The organism is Streptomyces sp. NPDC016469, from assembly GCF_040632905.1.
Lineage (GTDB): Bacteria > Actinomycetota > Actinomycetes > Streptomycetales > Streptomycetaceae > Streptomyces.
In genome coordinates, this window is sequence record NZ_JBEYCQ010000040.1 from 35,419 (window position 1) to 53,489 (window position 18,071).

Sequence of the window (18,071 nt, forward strand, 5' to 3'; positions counted from 1 at the left end):
CCGGCGCGCGGGGCGCCGGCCGATCCCGGAAGGAGAGGGCCGTGACCTTCGGACTCCTGAGCCGGCCGGCGCCCCGCGTGGCGCTCCCCGGCACCGAGGCGGGGGAGGCCGCGGCGCGCGGCCCACGCATCGGGAACGGGGCACTGTCCGGCGGCCTGGCCCTGCTGACCGCCGTGATCGTCAGCCTCGACATCCTCGCCGGCGAGGACCTCCGGCTGGTGCCGCTCCTCGTGGTCGCGCCGGCCCTCGTCTCGGTCTTCGGGACGGTCGGTCAGACCGCGGTCGCCGGCGCCTGGGTCACCGGGGCGGCCGTCGTCACGCGTGCGGCGACCGGTGGAACCGCGTGGGACATGGTCAGCAGCATCGTCTTCACCCTGTTCGCCTGCCTGCTCAGCGTCGGCGCCTGCGCCCTGCGCATCCGGCACGCCACCGAGATCGCCAGGCTGCGCTCCGCCGCCGTCGCCCTCCAGCGCCAGATCCTGCGCCCCCTGCCGATCCCCACCGACCAGATCACCGCCCACGGCACCTACACGCCGATCGAGGAGGACCACCTGGTCGGCGGTGACATCTACGAGGCCGTGCAGTCGCCGTACGGCACCCGGGTGATCATCGGAGACGTCCAGGGCAAAGGGCTCCCCGCCATCGGCGTGGGCTTCGCCGTCCTCGGCGCGTTCCGCGAGGCCGCCATCCGCGAACCCTCCCTCACCGGTGTCGTGGACCGCCTGGAGGACGCCGTCGCCCGGCAGAACGCCTTCGCCGCCCAGACCGGTGACACGGAACGCTTCGTGACCGCGCTCGTCCTCGGCTTCGACGGCGACGGCCGGGTCCGCGCGGTGAACTGCGGCCATCTGCAGCCCCGGCTGCTGCACGACGGGATCGCCGTCCCCGTGCCCCTGCGCCACACCTCCGTACCGTTGGGCCTGGCGGAACTCGGCAACGAGGGCCGCACCGCGGAACGGCTCGACTTCCCGCCCGGCGCGACGCTCCTGATGTTCACCGACGGGGTCACCGAGGCCCGGGACGCCGACGGGCACTTCTACCCGCTCGACACCCGGCTGAGCCGCTGGGCGCACGGGAGCCCCCAGGAACTGCTCGACGCGCTCGAACACGACCTGGAGGAGTTCTCCGGCGGGGTGCGGCGCGACGACGTCGCCGTACTCGCCCTGCGCCGCAGCTCCTCCGCGGTGCCGGCTCCGCCCGTCCCGGCGGAGCACGAGGCGGTACGGGCCGCCGAGGTGTTCAGCGGGCGCTGAGCGGCACACCAGGCCCTTCCTGTCCCGGCGCGACTTCTGTCGCGTCGGGACATTTTTGGGTGTACGGTGGCACACATGCAAGCGGAACGGAAGATTCCGGACAGGCGGGGCCGCAAGGCCCGCCGGACCCGGGACGCGCTGGCCGGGGCCGCGTTCGAGCTCGTGCTCGACCGGGGGCTCAGGGAGGTCACGGTCGAGGAGATCGCCGAACGCGCCGACCTGGACCGCCGCACCTTCAGCCGGTACTTCGCCGGCAAGGAGGACGCCGTCCTGGACTCGGTCCGGGGCGACGGCAACCGGATCAACGACGCACTGCGCGCCCGCCCGGCCGACGAGCCCCCGCTCACCGCGTACCGCCGGGCCGTCCAGGACTGGCTCCGGGACCCGGTGGTCCCGGCCTGGCACCGCCGCCCGCGCATCTACGAGCTGCTGGTCCTGGCCGAGCGCGAACCGACCCTCTACGCGGCCTTCCACCACATCCGGGTGGACGCGCAGGCGGACTCGGTCGCCATCGTCGCCGACCGGCTCGGCACCGACCCCCTCAGCGACCTGCGGCCCGCCGTCACGGTCGCCGCCGGAGCCGGCGCCCTCCTCGCCGCCCAGGCCGCCTGGGTGCGGGGGGACCGCCCCGACGAACTGCCCCAGCTCGTCGAACGGGCCTTCGACGCCCTGGCCGGCGAACTCTTCACCGGTCCCGCGCCGCACAGCACCACCAGCACCACGGAAGGAAACGGCACCCCATGAGCACCACCACCCCCACCGACCAGGAGTTCGCCGGCCGCACCGCCCTCGTCACCGGCGGGGCCTCCGGCATCGGCCTGGCCCTCGCCCACCGGCTCGCCGGCGCGGGCGCCTCCGTCGTCGTCGCCGACTACAACGAAGCGAGCGCCCGCGAGGCGGCCGCCGCGCTGGAGAGCGCCGGCGGCCGGGCCGCCGCCGTGGCCATGGACGTCACCGACCCCGCGTCCGTCGAGGCGGGCGTGCGGTTCGCCGTCGACACCTTCGGCGCACTGCACCTCGCGGTGAACAACGCGGGCATCGGCGGCCCCAGCAACCCGACCGGTGAGTACGCCGTCGAGGACTGGGACCGGGTCGTCGCGACCAACCTCAGCGGCGTCTTCTACTCGATGCGCCACGAGCTGCCCGCCATCGTCGCCGCGGGCGGCGGCGCGATCGTCAACATGTCCTCGATCCTGGGCACCAACGGTTTCGCCGGCTCGCCGGCCTACGTCGCCGCCAAGCACGGCGTCGTCGGCCTCACCAAGACCGCCGCCCTGGAGTACGCCGCCCAGAACGTCCGGATCAACGCCGTGGGCCCCGGCTTCATCGACACCCCGCTGCTGCGGAACACGGAGGGCCCGGCCCGGGACCACCTGATCTCGCTGCACCCGGCGGGCCGCCTGGGCACGTCCGAGGAGGTCGCGGAGCTCGCCGCGTTCCTGCTCTCCGACCGCGCCTCGTTCATCCACGGCAGCTACCACCTGGTGGACGGCGGCTACTCGGCCTCCTGACGGGGGAGGGGGACTCGGGGGTCCGGGGGTTTTCGGGGGTCAGCACAAGAGCCACAGCCACAGAGGTCGAGGAGGACCCCATGAAGGCAGTTCAATACCGCGAGATCGGTGCCGCACCCGAGGTCGTCACCGTGCCCGACCCGGAGCCGGGCCCCGGACAGGTGCTGCTGAAGGTCACGGCGGCGGGCGTCTGCCACTCCGACATCGCCGTGATGAGCTGGCCCGCGGACCAGTTCCCGTACCCGCTGCCGCTCACCCTCGGCCACGAGGGCGTCGGCACGATCGCCGCGCTCGGTGACGGCGTCACCGGCCTGGAGACCGGCCAGTCCGTCGCCGTCTACGGCCCCTGGGGCTGCGGCACCTGTGTGAAGTGCGCCGAGGGCAAGGAGAACTACTGCCTGCGCGCCGCCGAGCTCGGCATCAACCCGCCCGGCCTGGGCTCGCCCGGCGCCATGGCCGAGTACATGATCGTGGACGACCCGCGCCACCTCGTGCCCCTCGGCGACCTCGACCCGGTACGGACCGTGCCGCTCACCGACGCGGGCCTCACCCCGTACCACGCCATCAAGCGCTCCCTGCCGAAGCTGGTACCCGGGGCCACCGCCGTCGTCATCGGCACCGGCGGCCTCGGCCACGTGGCCATCCAGCTGCTGCGCGCCCTCACGGCCGTCCGGGTCATCGCCCTCGATGTCACCGAGGACAAGCTGGCCCTCGCCCGCACCGTCGGGGCGCACGAGACCGTCCTGTCCGACGAGCACGCGGCCGTCCGCATCCGCGAACTGACGGGCGGCATCGGCGCCCAGGTCGTCCTGGACTTCGTCGGGGCCCCGCCGACCGTCGCCACCGCCGGCGCCGCGGCCGCCATCGACTCCGACGTGACCATCGTCGGCATCGGCGGGGGAGCCCTGCCCGTGGGCTTCGGCGGCCTGCCGTTCAACACGACGGTCACCGCCCCGTACTGGGGATCGCGCTCCGAACTGGCCGAGGTGCTCGACCTGGCCCGTACGGGCGCGGTGGACGTCCACGTCGAGACGTACCCGCTGGCCGAGGCACCGCTCGCCTACGAGCGCCTGCACGCCGGCAAGATCAACGGCCGGGCGGTCATCCTCCCGCAGAGCTGACCGGGCGGGCCCCGTCGTACGGGCGCGGCCGTTGCGCCGGCCGCGCCCGTACGACGACACTGGCCGCATGGGATTCCTCGTGCTGATGACGCTGCCCGGCCTGGTCATCGGTCTGACCGTCGCGGCCTTCCTCGACCAGCTGCTGCTGCGCGCCGGGCGTGCGGGGCTGCTGCCGTGGCGGAACAGCGCCCGCCAGGGCCAGATCTCGGCGACGGGTTTCGAGCAGCTGCACGCCACGTTCTCACCCGGCAAGCAGAGCGAACTCAAGGAGCGGCAGAGCGCCCTGCTGCTCCGCGACGACGAGGAGGACGGTGCCCCGCCGCACCGCTCCACCGTCGATCTCGACGGCGGCCTCGCCGTCATCCGGCTCCACCACTGAGCGAACCGCCCTCCGCCAGCCGCCCGCGCAGCCGGTCCACGAAGACCCGCTGCCCCTTCACCAGCCGCTCCGCCGCCTCCTCGGGCGTGCACCAGGCGAACCGGTCCATCTCCGGGAACTCCCGCAGCGTCCCCGACTTCCGGGGCCACTCCATCGCGAACGTGCCGGGCACCGCCGTCGCCGGGTCGATGTCGGCCTCCAGCGCCCACACAGTCACCGTCTTCCCGCTGGGCTGGCGCGCCTCGCCCAGCGCCACCCACGCCCCGTCCGGCGCCGGATGCCCGAACTCCTCCTCGAACTCCCGCCGCGCCGCGGCCCCCGGCTCCTCGTCGGAGGCGTACTCGCCCTTGGGCACCGACCACGCGGCTTCCTCGCGCCCCGTCCAGAACGGGCCGCCCATGTGGCCGATGAGCACTTCGAGGCCACGCCCGGCACCGGTGCGGAACAGCAGCAGGCCCGCGCTGCGGCGGGTGGTCTTCTTGGCCGTCATGCCGTCAAGTGTGCGCGGCGCCCGGGGCCTACGCCTTGCGGTAGTCGTACGCCTCGGAGGCCGCCGCCTCCACCGCGTCGAGGTCGCCGCCCGCCGACGCCGTGACCACGGCCGCCACCGCGCCCTCCACGAACGGGGCGTCCACCAACCGCGTCCCGGCCGGGAGCTCGTCGCCCTCGGCCAGCATCGCCTTGACCGTGAGGACCGCGCTGCCCAGGTCCACCAGGACGGCGACCCCCGCCCCGCCGTCCACCGACCGGGCGGCCTCCGCGATCTGCTCCGCGCTCGTCCCGAGCCCGCCCGCCCCGGTGCCGCCGGCCGCGGCCACCGGAGCCGTCGCCCCGCCCGCCGCCAGCCCGCGGGCCAGCTCCGCCACGGACTCGGCCACCGGCCCGCTGTGCGAGACCAGCACGATGCCCACCTGCGCCCCCGCGCTCACGCCGCGCCCCCGTCCGTCTCCGCCGTGTCCGCCAGCGCGGCGATCAGCAGCGCCGCCGAGGTGGCCCCCGGGTCCTGGTGCCCCACGCTCCGCTCGCCCAGATAGCTCGCCCGGCCCTTGCGCGCCCGCAGCGGCACCGTCGCCTCCGCGCCCGCACGCGCCGCCTCCCGGCCCGCCGCGAACGAGGTCCCCAGCGCCTCGACGGCCGGCAGCAGCGCGTCGAGCATCGTCTTGTCACCGGCCCCTGCCCCGCCCAGCTGCGCCACCGCGGCGACGCCTTCCCCGAGCGCCCGCGCCAGAACGGCGGGGGACACGTCCGGGGCGTCGCCCAGCGCCTTGCCCGTACGCCGCAGCAGCGTCCCGTACAACGGCCCCGACGCACCGCCGACCGTCGAGATCAGCTGCCGTCCGGCAAGGGCGAGTACGGCACCCGGGGTCCGCGGCGGCTCCTTCGCCAGGGCCGCCGAGACGGCGGCGAACCCGCGCTGGAGGTTGCTGCCGTGATCCGCGTCCCCGATCGCGGAGTCCAGCTCGGTCAGGCGCGCCGCCTCGCGGTCGACCAGACCGGCGGTCGCGGTCATCCAGCGGTGAAAGAAATCGGCATCGAGCACGTGCACTCCCAGCTCCGTCGCGTGCGGATCAGCGGATCAACGGCCCCAGCGCAGCGCCGGCGTCTCGACCGGCGCGTCCCACAGCCGCAGCAGCTCCTCGTCCACCTGGCACAGCGTCACCGAGCAGCCCGCCATGTCGAGCGAGGTCACGTAGTTGCCCACGAGCGTACGGGCGACCACCACGCCCCTTTCCCGCAGCACCCGGTGCACCTCGCCGCCGAACCCGTACAGCTCCAGCAGCGGCGTCGCGCCCATACCGTTGACCAGGGCGAGGACCGGGCCGCTGGGGCGCAGGTCGTCCAGGACCGCGCTCACGGCGAAGTCCGCGATCTCCCCGGAGGTCATCATCGCCCGCCGCTCCCGGCCCGGTTCCCCGTGGATGCCGATGCCCAGTTCGAGCTCGCCCACGGGCAGGTCGAAGGTGGGGGAGCCCTTCGCGGGCGTCGTGACGGAGCTGAGGGCCACGCCGAAGCTGCGCGAGGACTCGTTCACCCGGCGGGCGATCGCGGCCACCCGGTCCAGCGGGGCGCCCTCGTCGGCCGCCGCGCCCGCGATCTTCTCCACGAAGAGGGTGGCCCCGGTGCCGCGGCGCCCGGCGGTGTACAGACTGTCGGTCACCGCGACGTCGTCGTCCACGAGCACCTGCGCGACGCGCAGCCCCTCCTCCTCGGCGAGTTCGGCCGCCATCTCGAAGTTGAGCACGTCCCCGGTGTAGTTCTTGACGACGAAGAGCACGCCCTCGCCGCTGTCCACCGCGGCCGCCGCCCGCACCATCTGGTCCGGCACCGGCGAGGTGAACACCTCGCCCGGACACGCCGCCGACAGCATCCCGGGGCCGACGAACCCGGCGTGCAGCGGCTCGTGCCCCGACCCGCCACCCGAGACCAGGGCCACCTTTCCGGCCACGGGCGCGTCCCGGCGTACGACGACACGGTTCTCCACGTCCACGGTCAGCTCGGGATGGGAGGCGGCCATCCCGCGCAACGCGTCGGCCACCACGGTTTCGGGAACGTTGATCAGCATGCGCAACGGAATCTCCCAGGAGAGCTGTCGGACCCGGACGGCGTGAACCACCCCACCGTAGGCCGTGATCGCGCCGCTGCGAAGACGGCGGGGCTACGCTGTCGTCGTCCGCCGCGCCCCGCGTTCCCTCCCGCATGAACAGGTGACCGGATTTGCTGTACATCGCACTTCTCCGAGGGCTGAACGTACCGGGCCGCTCCGTGAAGATGGAGCGCCTGCGCGCACTCTTCACGGAGCTGGGTCTGGCCTCCGTGCGCAGCTACATCCAGAGCGGCAACGTGTTCTTCGAGTCCGACGAGACCGACCGTGCCGCGCTCGCCGCCCGTATCGGCGACCATCTCGCCGCGGCCCTCGGCTACGACGTCGCGGTGTGCCTGCGCACGGTTCCGGAGCTGGAGGCGCTGATCGCCCTCGACCCGTTCAAGGACGTCACGGTCACCGACGACATCCGCTGCTGCGTCGTCTTCACGACCGAGCGCATCGCCCCTGACCTGGCCCTGCCGATGCTCTCCCCGAAGAAGGACATGGAGATCATCGGCCACACGGACCACGACGCGTTCGTCGTCTGGCACCTGATCAACGGCAAGGCTCCCGCCGCCAAGGGCTTCCAGGAAGGCGTCCTGGGCCGCGACGCGACCACCCGCTTCTTCCACACCGTCGTGAAGATCCTGGCCGCCGCCCGGAAGGGCATGGGCTGACCGGTCAGGCGCGGTCGATGTGCACGCTGGTCGACTTCACCCGGGCGGTGGCCTGCACACCGACCTCCAGGCCCAGTTCCTCCACGGCCTCCCTGGTCAGCAGGGACACCAGCCGGTGCGGTCCCGCCTGGATCTCGACCTGTGCGGCCACATCGCCCAGCTTCACGGCGGTGACGATGCCGGCGAACGCGTTGCGCGCGGAGGTGTACGAGACGTCTTCGTCGCCCGCGCCGCTCTGCGCGACCTCGACGGAGAACGCCGCCAGGTCGCGGCCGTCGATGAGGCGGCGGCCGCCCTCGTCGCGGTGGGTCGCGACGCGCCCCGCGTCGGCCCAGCGCCGGGCGGTATCGGGGCTGACGCCCAGGAGCCGGGCCGCCTGCCCGATCGTGTACGACTGCATGCGCCGTACCCTAACCGGCCCTCGTCCGCGCGATCCCCGCACGGCCGGGTGGACCAGCCGGGATGAGGAATCACCGCACGCGTCCTAGGGTGCCAACCATGGCAGACAGCGCGGCGGACCGGGGTTCCGACGGGCGGGACGCGAGTCCGGGGTCCGGGCACGACACGCCCGATCCGCGACGGTGGCAGGCGCTCGCCGTCTGCCTGGTCGCCGGTTTCATGACCCTCCTGGACGTCTCGATCGTCAACGTCGCGCTCCCCTCCATCAAGGAGGGGCTGCACACCCCGGAGTCCGACCTCCAATGGGTCCTGTCCGGATACGCCCTGGCCTTCGGCCTGTTCCTGATCCCGGCCGGGCGGCTCGGCGACGCCCGGGGCCGGCGCGCGGTCTTCATGGCGGGGCTCACGCTCTTCACGCTGTCCTCGGCGGCCTGCGGCGCCGCCCAGTCCAGCCTCTGGCTGGTGATCGCCCGCCTGGTCCAGGGGCTGGCCGGCGGCATGGTCTCGCCGCAGATCTCCGCCCTCATCCAGCAGATGTTCCAAGGCCGGGAGCGCGGTCGCGCCTTCGGCATGTTCGGCACGGTGGTCGGCATCTCCACCGCCGTCGGCCCGCTGCTCGGCGGCCTGCTGATCCAGGCGGCCGGAGCGGACGAGGGCTGGCGCTGGGTGTTCTACGTCAACCTGCCGCTGGGCCTCGTCTGCCTCCTGCTCGCCCGCCGCCTGCTGCCGGACACCCCGTCCGCCGGTCCGGTCCGGCTGCGGGACCTCGACCCGCTCGGCGTGCTGCTGCTCGGCTCCGGGGTCCTGGCCCTGCTGCTGCCCTTCGTCCAGTCCCGCCAGTGGCCCGGCGACGAGAAGTGGCTGCTGCTGATCCTGGCCGTGGCGCTGCTCGTCGCATTCGTCGGCTGGGAGGCCCGGTGCGGCCGGCGCGGCACCCACCCGGTCGTGGACCTCCGGCTCTTCAAGGTGCGCTCGTACTGGCTGGGCTGTCTCCTCATCCTGCTGTACTTCGCCGGATTCACCTCGATCTTCTTCATCACCACGCTCTACCTCCAGAGCGGCCTGCACTACACCGCCCTCCAGGCCGGTCTGGCGATCACCCCCTTCGCCCTGGGCTCCGCCGTCGCCGCCGGACCCGGCGGCAGGCTCGTCGGGCGCTTCGGCCGCCCCCTCGTCGTCGTCGGACTCGCCGCCGTGGCCGTGGGCCTCGGGGCCACCGCGCTCGCCGTCCACCTCGTGCCCGGCCGGGGCGCGGGCTGGGCGATGGCCGCCCCGCTGCTCTTCGCGGGGCTCGGCAGCGGCCTGGTCATCGCGCCCAACCAGACCCTGACCCTCTCCGAGGTGCCCGTCGCCACCGCGGGCAGCGCCGGCGGCACCCTCCAGACCGGGCAGCGCGTCGGTTCCGCCATCGGGATCGCCGCCGTCGGAGCGGTGTTCTTCGCCCAGGTCGGCGGCGACGGCTGGTCCGACGCGTACGACCACGGGCTCATCGTCTCCGTCGCGTTCGTCGTCGGCGCCCTGCTCGTCGCGGTCGCCGACGTGGGCGGCGGCCGACGGGGCAGACGCCGTACACAGCACTCCCCACCTTCCGCAGCCGCCTCCTGAGGAGAACGCGATGAACGACTCCGCCGGCACCGACGGCAACAGCTCGTACGGGCACAAGCCCTTCAAGCGCTCCCGCAGCCACTTCGCGGACCGCATCACCGCCGACGGCCGCGACGGCTGGCCCGTCGAGGCGGGCCGCTACCGGCTCGTCGCCAGCCGGGCCTGCCCCTGGGCCAGTCGCGCCCTGGTCTCCCGCAGGCTGCTCGGCCTGGAGGACGCGCTCTCGCTCGCCGTCGCCGACCCGCTCCAGGACGACCGCAGCTGGCGCTTCACGCTCGACCCGGACGGCCGCGACCCGGTGCTGGGCATCCGCTACCTCAGCGAGGCGTACGACGCCCGCGAGCGCGACTACCCGGGCGGCGTCAGCGTGCCGGCGATCGTCGACGTACCCAGCGGCAAGCTGGTCACCAACGACTACCAGCAGATCACCCTGGACCTCGCCACCGAGTGGACCGCCCTGCACCGGCCCGGCGCGCCCGACCTCTACCCCGAGGCGCTGCGCGCGGAGATCGTCGACGTCATGGAGGGCATCTACCGGGACGTCAACAACGGGGTGTACCGAGCCGGGTTCGCCGATACCCAGGACACCTACGAGGAGGCGTACGAGGCGCTGTTCCGCCGCCTGGAGGAGATGTCCGGGCGGCTCGCGGACCGGCGTTACCTCGTCGGCGACACGATCACCGAGGCCGACATCCGGTTCTTCACCACCCTGGTCCGCTTCGACGCCGTCTACCACGGCCACTTCAAGTGCAACCGCCGGAAGCTCTCCGAGGACCCGGTGCTGTGGGCGTACGCCAGGGACCTCTACCAGACCCCCGGGTTCGGGGACACGGTCGACTTCCACCACATCAAGCAGCACTACTACCGGGTGCACACCGGCATCAACCCCACCGGCATCGTGCCCGCGGGCCCCGACCTCTCCGGCTGGCTGACCCCGCACCACCGCGAACAGCTCGGCGGCCGCCCCTTCGGCGACGGCACCCCGCCGGGACCGGTGCCCGCCGGCGAGGAGATTCCGCCCGGAGGCCGCCCGTAGGACGTCTTCCGGCCGGTGTGGGGCAGGGCCCTGTCGAGCCTGCGCCGCTCACGAGATATCTTGATGTCAAGCAATGTTGCAGACGTGGAGCGGAGCACAGGGTGACTGACTCGACCATCATCTATACACACACCGACGAGGCCCCGGCCCTGGCGACGTATTCGTTCCTGCCCGTGATCGAGGCGTACGCCTCGAAGGCCGGGGTCACCGTCGAGAGCCGGGACATCTCCCTGGCGGGCCGGATCATCGCGGGCTTCCCCGAGCGCCTCCGGGAGGACCAGCGCATCGACGACGCCCTCGCCGAACTCGGCGAGCTGGCCACCACTCCGGGCGCCAACATCATCAAGCTGCCCAACATCTCGGCCTCGATCCCGCAGCTGAAGGCCGCGATCGCCGAGCTCCAGGCCCAGGGCTACGCCCTCCCGGACTACCCGGACGACCCGAAGACCGACGAGGACAAGGACGTCCGCGCCCGTTACGACAAGGTCAAGGGCAGCGCCGTCAACCCGGTCCTGCGCGAGGGCAACTCCGACCGCCGCGCCCCCGCGTCGGTCAAGAACTACGCCAAGACCCACCCGCACCGCATGGGCGCCTGGACCGCCGACTCCAAGACCAACGTCGCCACCATGGGCGTCGACGACTTCCGGTCCACCGAGAAGTCCGCGGTCATCTCCGAGGCCGGCACCCTGCGCATCGAGCTCGCCGGTGACGACGGCACCACCACCGTCCTGCGCGAGTCCGTCCCGGTCCTCGCGGGCGAGGTCGTCGACGCCTCCGTCATGCGCGTCGCCGCCCTGCGCGAGTTCATCACCGCCCAGATCGCCCGTGCCAAGGCCGAGGGCGTCCTCTTCTCCGTGCACCTCAAGGCCACGATGATGAAGGTCTCCGACCCGATCATCTTCGGCCACGTCGTGCGCGCCTTCTTCCCGAAGACCTTCGCCGCGTACGGTGAGGTGCTCGCCGCCGCCGGCCTGACCCCGAACGACGGTCTGGGCGGCATCCTCAAGGGCCTGGAGGCCCTGCCCGAGGGCGCGAAGATCAAGGAGTCCTTCGAGGCCGAGCTCGCCGAGGGCCCCGCTCTCGCCATGGTCGACTCCGACAAGGGCATCACCAACCTGCACGTCCCCAGCGACGTCATCGTCGACGCCTCCATGCCGGCCATGATCCGCACCTCCGGCCACATGTGGGGCCCCGACGGCAACGAGGCCGACACCATCGCCGTCCTGCCGGACAGCAGCTACGCCGGTGTCTACCAGGTCGTCATCGACGACTGCCGCGCCAACGGCGCCTTCGACCCGGCCACGATGGGCTCCGTGCCCAACGTCGGCCTCATGGCGCAGAAGGCCGAGGAGTACGGCAGCCACGACAAGACCTTCGAGATCCCCGCCACCGGCACCGTCCGGGTCGTGGACGCCGCGGGCAACGCCGTGCTGGAGCAGGCCGTAGGCGCCGGCGACATCTTCCGCATGTGCCAGACCAAGGACCTGCCGATCCAGGACTGGGTCAAGCTGGCCGTCACCCGCGCCCGTGCGACCGGCAACCCGGCCGTCTTCTGGCTCGACGCGGACCGCGCGCACGACGCGAAGCTCATCGAGAAGGTGAAGACCTACCTCGCCGAGCACGACACCGAGGGCCTCCAGATCGAGATCATGACCCCGCAGGAGGCCACCGCCTTCTCCCTGGAGCGCATCCGCCGCGGCGAGGACACCATCTCCGTCACCGGCAACGTGCTCCGCGACTACCTGACGGACCTCTTCCCGATCCTGGAGCTCGGCACCAGCGCGAAGATGCTCTCCGTCGTCCCGCTGATGAACGGCGGCGGCCTCTTCGAGACGGGCGCAGGCGGCTCCGCGCCCAAGCACGTGCAGCAGCTCGTCAAGGAGGACTACCTGCGCTGGGACAGCCTGGGCGAGTTCCTGGCCCTCGCCGTCAGCTTCGAGCACCTCGCGCAGACCACGGGCAACGCCCGCGCCCAGGTCCTCGCCGACACGCTGGACCGGGCCACGGCCACGTTCCTCAACGAGGACAAGTCGCCCTCCCGCCGCCTCGGTGGCATCGACAACCGCGGCAGCCACTTCTACCTGTCCCTGTACTGGGCCCAGGAGCTGGCGCAGCAGACCGCCGACGCCGAACTCGCCGCCGCGTTCGCCCCGCTCGCCAAGACGCTGTCCGAGCAGGAGCAGACGATCGTGGACGAGCTGATCGCGGTCCAGGGCAAGCCGGCCGACATCGGCGGCTACTACCAGCCCGACCCGGCCAAGGCCGCGGCCGTCATGCGTCCGTCCGCGACGTTCAACCAGGCGATCGCGAGCCTCGCCTGACCCGACGGTCACCGACGCCCCGGCCGGTCCGCGCCGCGCCGGGGCGTCGGCGTGTCAGCACACGAAGGGCGCTGACCCCCTGACGGGTGAATGTCGTGCTCCGGCGGGTGCCGGGCCGCGCGACGGGGCCGCTTCGCTGCTTTGCTGCATCCGGTAACAGGGATGCACGAGCGAAGGAGCGGCCCCGTGACGACGACGGGTACACCAGGTACGGCCGAGGACGAGGAGTCGTACTCCAACGAGCTGCCGGTACGGGGCAGGGAGCCCGGCAACGTCGTCATCAAATGGCTGACCACCACCGATCACAAGACGATCGGCACGCTCTACCTGACCACCTCGTTCGCGTTCTTCCTCGGCGGCGGGCTGCTCGCCCTCTTCATGCGCGCCGAGCTCGCCAGGCCCGGCATGCAGATCATGTCGAACGAGCAGTTCAACCAGGCGTTCACGATGCACGGCACGATCATGCTGCTGATGTTCGCGACACCGCTGTTCGCCGGATTCGCGAACTGGATCATGCCACTGCAGATCGGCGCGCCCGATGTGGCGTTTCCGCGGCTGAACATGTTCGCGTACTGGCTGTACCTCTTCGGCTCGCTCATCGCGGTGGCCGGCTTCCTCACCCCGAACGGCGCCGCCGACTTCGGCTGGTTCGCCTACACACCGCTCACCGACATCGTCCGCACGCCAGGCGTCGGAGCTGACCTGTGGATCATGGGTCTCGCCTTCTCCGGCTTCGGCACGATCCTCGGTTCGGTCAACTTCATCACCACGATCATCTGCATGCGCGCGCCCGGCATGACGATGTTCCGCATGCCGATCTTCACCTGGAACGTCCTGCTGACCGGTGTGCTGGTCCTGCTCGCCTTCCCGGTCCTCGCCGCCGCCCTCCTGGCACTGGAGGCGGACCGCAAGTTCGGCGCGCACATCTTCGACGCGGCCAACGGCGGGCCCCTGCTGTGGCAGCACCTCTTCTGGTTCTTCGGCCACCCCGAGGTGTACATCATCGCCCTGCCGTTCTTCGGCATCGTCTCCGAGATCATCCCCGTCTTCAGCCGCAAGCCGATCTTCGGCTACATCGGTCTGATCGGTGCCACGATCGCCATCGCCGGCCTCTCGATCACGGTGTGGGCGCACCACATGTACGTCACCGGCGGGGTGCTGCTGCCGTTCTTCTCGTTCATGACGTTCCTCATCGCGGTGCCCACCGGGGTGAAGTTCTTCAACTGGATCGGCACCATGTGGAAGGGCTCGCTGTCCTTCGAGACACCGATGCTCTGGTCGGTCGGCTTCCTCGTCACGTTCCTCTTCGGCGGGCTGACCGGTGTGATCCTGGCGTCCCCGCCGCTCGACTTCCACGTCTCCGACTCGTACTTCGTGGTCGCGCACTTCCACTACGTCGTCTTCGGCACCGTGGTCTTCGCGATGTTCGCCGGCTTCCACTTCTGGTGGCCGAAGTTCACCGGGAAGCTGCTGGACGAACGGCTCGGCAAGATGACCTTCTGGATGCTGTTCGTGGGCTTCCACGGCACGTTCCTGGTGCAGCACTGGCTGGGTGCCGAGGGCATGCCCCGCAGGTACGCGGACTACCTCGCGTCGGACGGCTTCACCGCGCTGAACACCATCTCGACCATCTCCTCGTTCGTACTGGGCCTGTCCATGCTGCCCTTCCTGTACAACGTGTGGAAGACCGCCAAGTACGGCAAGCAGCTCGAGGTCGACGACCCCTGGGGCTACGGACGTTCGCTGGAGTGGGCGACCTCCTGCCCGCCGCCCCGGCACAACTTCGTCACCCTGCCCCGTATCCGCTCCGAATCCCCGGCATTCGACCTGCACCACCCCGCCGTGCGCGAGCTGGAGGAGGCAGCCACCCGGCCGCAGACCTCCGCGACGGTGGCGCCGGGGGACAAGCAGGCGTGAGCGGCGAGGAGAGGCGGGCGCCGGCCGACCCGGACGCCGAGAGCGCGCGGGGACTGGCCCAGATGGAGGGCTACCTGCTGTGGAACGCCGAGGTCGAGCAGGCACGCCGGCTCGCCCGCCGCTTCACCGACCAGCTGCCCTGGCTCACCACCGCCCAGCGCGAGGACGTGGAGCGGGTCTACACCGCCGAGCGGACCGCCGAAGCCCGGGTGGTGCTGGCGCGGATCTCCGCCCGCGCCCTGCAACTGCGCGGCGAGTACACCGAGCGCTACCGAAGGCTGCGTGCCCGCTGCGTCGCCGCCGCCGTGGTCTGCGCGGGCGCGGCGGGCGGCGCCTGCGGCGTGGTCACCTACCTGGCCAGGTGACCCGGCACGGTCGTCCGTTCTGCCCTGCCCAGCAGGCGCACTCGGCTGCCGGTCGTGAAGATGAGAGGTGACGGGCGCGTGTGACGGGGCAGGCGAACGGACGACCGTGCAGACCCCCAGAAGGGACGATCACTGTGGCACGACCCAGGATTCTCGTAGTCGGAGCCGGTTTCGCCGGGGTCGAGTGCGTACGCCGTCTGGAGCGGAAGCTGCGGCCCGGTGAAGCGGACATCGCGCTCGTCGCCCCGTTCTCGTACCAGCTCTACCTGCCCCTGCTGCCCCAGGTGGCCTCCGGGGTGCTGACCCCGCAGTCCGTCGCGCTCTCGCTGCGCCGCAGCAGCCGCCATCGCACCCGGATCATTCCCGGCGGGGCCATCGGCGTGGACCCCGAGGCGAAGGTGTGCGTGGTCCGCAAGATCACCGACGAGATCGTCAACGAACGGTACGACCACCTCGTCCTCAGCCCCGGCAGCGTCACCCGGACCTTCGACATCCCCGGGCTCCTCGACCACGCCCGCGGCATGAAGACGCTGGCCGAGGCCGCCTACGTACGCGACCACGTCATCGCGCAGCTCGACCTCGCGGACGCCAGCGACGACGAGGAGGAGCGGGCCTCCCGGCTCCAGTTCGTCGTGGTCGGCGGCGGGTACGCCGGCACCGAGACCGCGGCCTGCCTCCAGCGCCTCACCACCAGCGCGCTGCGGCACTACCCCCGCCTCGACCCGAAGCTCGTGAAGTGGCACCTGATCGACATCGCCCCGAAGCTCATGCCCGAGCTGGGCGACAAGCTGGGCGCCAGCGCCCTCAAGGTGCTGCGCGACCGGGGCATCGAGGTGTCGCTCGGTGTGTCCGTCGCCGAGGCCGGCCCCGACACCGTGACGTTCACCGACGGCCGGGTGCTGCCCTGCCGGACGCTGATCTGGACCGCCGGGGTCGCCGCCAGCCCGCTGGTCGGCACCTTCGACGCGGAGACGGTGAAGGGCCGGCTCGCCGTCACGCCCGAGATGGTCGTGCCCGGCCACGACGGGATCTTCGCGCTCGGTGACGCGGCCGCCGTGCCCGACCTGGCCAAGGGCGACGGCGCGGTCTGCCCGCCCACCGCCCAGCACGCCATGCGCCAGGGCCGCAAACTCGCCGACAACCTGCTCGCCAAGCTGCGCAACCAGCCGTTGCAGCCGTACGTGCACAAGGACCTCGGGCTCGTCGTGGACCTCGGCGGCAAGGACGCCGTGTCCAAGCCCCTCGGCGTCGAGATGCACGGCATCGCCGCCCAGGCCGTGGCGCGCGGCTACCACTGGTCGGCGCTGCGCACCAACGTGGCCAAGGCCCGCGTCATGGCGAACTGGCTGATCAACGCCGCCGCCGGCGACGACTTCGTCCGCACCGGGTTCCAGATGCGCAAGCCGGCGACGCTGCGGGACTTCGAGTACACCGACAGCTACCTCACCCCGGAGCAGGTCCGGAAGCACACCGCCGCCCTCCACACCCGGATGTGACCGGGCGCGGCGGGCGGCGGAACCCTCAGACCGCCGGACCGGACCCCCGGAACGCGGCAAGGATCTCCTCGGCGGCCAGGGTCGCCGGGAGCGTCCCCTCCCGCACCCGGCGCTCCAGGTCCGGCGCCACCGCCCGCACCCCGGGGTGGCCGCGCAGGCTTCCCAGGAGTTCGTCGCGCACCATCGTCCAGGCCCAGTCCACCTGCTGCTCGCTGCGCTTGGCGGCGAGCCGGCCGGTCGACTCCAGCAGCGCCCGGTGCTGTTCCAGCCGCTCCCACAGCGTGTCGAGACCGGTCGACTCGCGCGCGCTGCACGTCAGGACCGGCGGGGTCCACGCCGCGTCCGCCGGGTGCATCAGCCGCAGCGCGCCCGCCAGTTCACGGGCCGCGGCCTTCGCGTCGCGCTCGTGCGGGCCGTCCGCCTTGTTGACGGCGATGGCGTCCGCGAGCTCCAGGACGCCCTTCTTGATGCCCTGCAGCTGGTCACCGGTACGCGCCAGGGTCAGCAGCAGGAACGTGTCGACCATGTTGGCGACCGCGGTCTCCGACTGGCCGACACCGACGGTCTCCACCAGCACCACGTCGTAGCCCGCCGCCTCCATCACCACGACGGACTCGCGGGTCGCCTTCGCCACCCCGCCCAGGGTGCCGGCGGTGGGGGAGGGGCGCACGAAGGCGTTCGGGTCCACCGCCAGCCGCTCCATCCGGGTCTTGTCGCCCAGGATGGAACCGCCCGTCCGGCTGGACGACGGGTCGACCGCCAGCACGGCGACCCGGTGCCCGAGCCCGGTGAGCATGGTGCCGAGCGCGTCGATGAACGTCGACTTGCCGACGCCGGGCACCCCGCTCACGCCGACGCGCCGGGCGTGGCCCGAGTGCGGCAGCAGCCGCCGCAGCAACTCCTGGGCGACCGCCCGGTGGTCGGGGCGGGTGGACTCGACAAGGGTGATGGCGCGCGCGATGTGCGCGCGCTTCCCGTCGAGCACGCCCTTCACATAACTGTCGAGATCGATCCTCGGGGCCATCGCTCAGCGGCTCACAGCTCGTGGCCGAGCGCGGACCCGAGCCGCCTCACCAGGTCGTGGGCCGCCTCCGGGATCACCGTCCCGGGCGGGAACACGGCCGCGGCACCCGCCTCCAGCAGCGCTTCCACGTCCTGCGGCGGAATCACCCCGCCCACCACGATCATGATGTCCTCGCGCCCCTCGGCGGCCAACTCCTCGCGGAGCGCGGGGACGAGGGTGAGGTGGCCGGCGGCCAGCGACGAGACGCCCACGATGTGCACGTCCGCCTCGACCGCCTGCCGGGCGACTTCGCCCGGGGTCTGGAACAGTGGGCCGACGTCCACGTCGAAGCCCAGGTCGGCGAAGGCGGTCGCGATCACCTTCTGGCCCCGGTCGTGCCCGTC

Annotated in this window: 19 protein-coding genes; 12 read left to right on the top strand and 7 right to left on the bottom strand. The window is 72.2% G+C overall.

All coding sequences use genetic code 11. The annotated features are described in order from the left end of the window. Positions 1–41 precede the first annotated feature (41 nt). The 5 genes from ABZ565_RS31540 to ABZ565_RS31560 all read left to right on the top strand — a co-directional run bounded on the left by ABZ565_RS31540 (position 42) and on the right by ABZ565_RS31560 (position 4,264). Positions 42–1,253 carry a PP2C family protein-serine/threonine phosphatase gene (locus ABZ565_RS31540; protein WP_361034487.1) on the top strand — a complete coding sequence of 404 codons (1,212 nt, stop codon included), beginning with the start codon at positions 42–44 and terminating at the stop codon, positions 1,251–1,253. A gap of 75 nt (positions 1,254–1,328) precedes the next feature. After that, positions 1,329–1,997, top strand: a complete 669-nt coding sequence (locus ABZ565_RS31545; protein WP_361034490.1) for a TetR family transcriptional regulator — start codon at positions 1,329–1,331, stop codon at positions 1,995–1,997. Next, positions 1,994–2,764: an SDR family NAD(P)-dependent oxidoreductase gene (locus ABZ565_RS31550; RefSeq protein ID WP_361034492.1), complete on the top strand. Its 771-nt coding sequence runs from the start codon at positions 1,994–1,996 to the stop codon at positions 2,762–2,764. The genes ABZ565_RS31545 and ABZ565_RS31550 overlap by 4 nt, the downstream gene beginning before the upstream one ends. An 80-nt stretch (positions 2,765–2,844) precedes the next feature. After that, complete coding sequence (locus ABZ565_RS31555; protein WP_361034495.1) at positions 2,845–3,885, top strand: NAD(P)-dependent alcohol dehydrogenase; 1,041 nt, start codon at positions 2,845–2,847, stop codon at positions 3,883–3,885. Between the two features lie 67 nt (positions 3,886–3,952). After that, a complete protein-coding gene (locus ABZ565_RS31560) occupies positions 3,953–4,264 on the top strand; it encodes a DUF6191 domain-containing protein (RefSeq protein ID WP_361034498.1) in 312 nt (103 codons plus the stop codon). Here the strand turns inward: ABZ565_RS31560 and ABZ565_RS31565 are convergent. The 4 genes from ABZ565_RS31565 to dhaK are packed head-to-tail and all read right to left on the bottom strand — an operon-like array spanning position 4,245 to position 6,833. Continuing rightward, the gene (locus ABZ565_RS31565; protein WP_361034501.1) at positions 4,245–4,754 is read right to left on the bottom strand and encodes an NUDIX domain-containing protein; all 510 of its coding nucleotides are present in this window, start codon (positions 4,752–4,754) and stop codon (positions 4,245–4,247) included. The genes ABZ565_RS31560 and ABZ565_RS31565 overlap by 20 nt on opposite strands. 28 nt (positions 4,755–4,782) lie before the next feature. Next, entirely contained in the window at positions 4,783–5,193 is a 411-nt protein-coding gene (locus ABZ565_RS31570; protein ID WP_361034504.1) for a PTS fructose transporter subunit IIA, read from the bottom strand. Continuing rightward, a complete protein-coding gene (gene dhaL, locus ABZ565_RS31575; protein ID WP_361034507.1) occupies positions 5,190–5,804 on the bottom strand; it encodes a dihydroxyacetone kinase subunit DhaL in 615 nt (204 codons plus the stop codon). The genes ABZ565_RS31570 and dhaL overlap by 4 nt, the downstream gene beginning before the upstream one ends. Positions 5,805–5,840: 36 nt before the next feature. Continuing rightward, a complete protein-coding gene (gene dhaK / locus ABZ565_RS31580) occupies positions 5,841–6,833 on the bottom strand; it encodes a dihydroxyacetone kinase subunit DhaK (protein WP_361034510.1) in 993 nt (330 codons plus the stop codon). Between the two features lie 146 nt (positions 6,834–6,979). On the opposite strand from dhaK, the gene ABZ565_RS31585 reads away from it, so the two are divergent. Further along, complete coding sequence (locus ABZ565_RS31585) at positions 6,980–7,525, top strand: DUF1697 domain-containing protein (RefSeq protein ID WP_361034513.1); 546 nt, start codon at positions 6,980–6,982, stop codon at positions 7,523–7,525. 4 nt (positions 7,526–7,529) lie between these two features. Here the strand turns inward: ABZ565_RS31585 and ABZ565_RS31590 are convergent, their stop codons facing one another. Beyond that, positions 7,530–7,925 carry a helix-turn-helix transcriptional regulator gene (locus tag ABZ565_RS31590; RefSeq protein ID WP_361034516.1) on the bottom strand — a complete coding sequence of 132 codons (396 nt, stop codon included), beginning with the start codon at positions 7,923–7,925 and terminating at the stop codon, positions 7,530–7,532. Positions 7,926–8,023: 98 nt separating this feature from the next. On the opposite strand from ABZ565_RS31590, the gene ABZ565_RS31595 reads away from it, so the two are divergent. The 6 genes from ABZ565_RS31595 (at position 8,024) to ABZ565_RS31620 (ending at position 16,664) form a co-directional block, all read left to right on the top strand. Beyond that, positions 8,024–9,529: an MFS transporter gene (locus tag ABZ565_RS31595; protein ID WP_361034519.1), complete on the top strand. Its 1,506-nt coding sequence runs from the start codon at positions 8,024–8,026 to the stop codon at positions 9,527–9,529. A gap of 10 nt (positions 9,530–9,539) precedes the next feature. Continuing rightward, on the top strand, positions 9,540–10,565 hold the full coding sequence (locus tag ABZ565_RS31600; protein WP_361034522.1) for a glutathione S-transferase C-terminal domain-containing protein: 1,026 nt from the start codon (positions 9,540–9,542) through the stop codon (positions 10,563–10,565). Positions 10,566–10,666: 101 nt separating this feature from the next. After that, positions 10,667–12,886 carry an NADP-dependent isocitrate dehydrogenase gene (locus ABZ565_RS31605; protein ID WP_361034525.1) on the top strand — a complete coding sequence of 740 codons (2,220 nt, stop codon included), beginning with the start codon at positions 10,667–10,669 and terminating at the stop codon, positions 12,884–12,886. 186 nt (positions 12,887–13,072) lie between these two features. Further along, positions 13,073–14,803, top strand: coding sequence for a cytochrome c oxidase subunit I (gene ctaD / locus ABZ565_RS31610; RefSeq protein ID WP_361034528.1), 1,731 nt, complete (start codon positions 13,073–13,075; stop codon positions 14,801–14,803). Continuing rightward, entirely contained in the window at positions 14,800–15,168 is a 369-nt protein-coding gene (locus tag ABZ565_RS31615; RefSeq protein WP_361034531.1) for a hypothetical protein, read from the top strand. The genes ctaD and ABZ565_RS31615 overlap by 4 nt, the downstream gene beginning before the upstream one ends. Before the next feature lie 134 nt (positions 15,169–15,302). Continuing rightward, positions 15,303–16,664, top strand: a complete 1,362-nt coding sequence (locus tag ABZ565_RS31620) for an NAD(P)/FAD-dependent oxidoreductase (protein WP_361034534.1) — start codon at positions 15,303–15,305, stop codon at positions 16,662–16,664. Positions 16,665–16,689: 25 nt separating this feature from the next. Here ABZ565_RS31620 and meaB read toward each other — a convergent pair whose 3' ends face one another. Together meaB and ABZ565_RS31630 are read right to left on the bottom strand one after the other, a co-directional pair. Next, a complete protein-coding gene (gene meaB, locus ABZ565_RS31625; protein WP_361034536.1) occupies positions 16,690–17,688 on the bottom strand; it encodes a methylmalonyl Co-A mutase-associated GTPase MeaB in 999 nt (332 codons plus the stop codon). A gap of 11 nt (positions 17,689–17,699) precedes the next feature. Next, a partial coding sequence (locus ABZ565_RS31630; protein WP_361034539.1) for a cobalamin-dependent protein occupies positions 17,700–18,071 on the bottom strand: 372 nt, incomplete at its 5' end.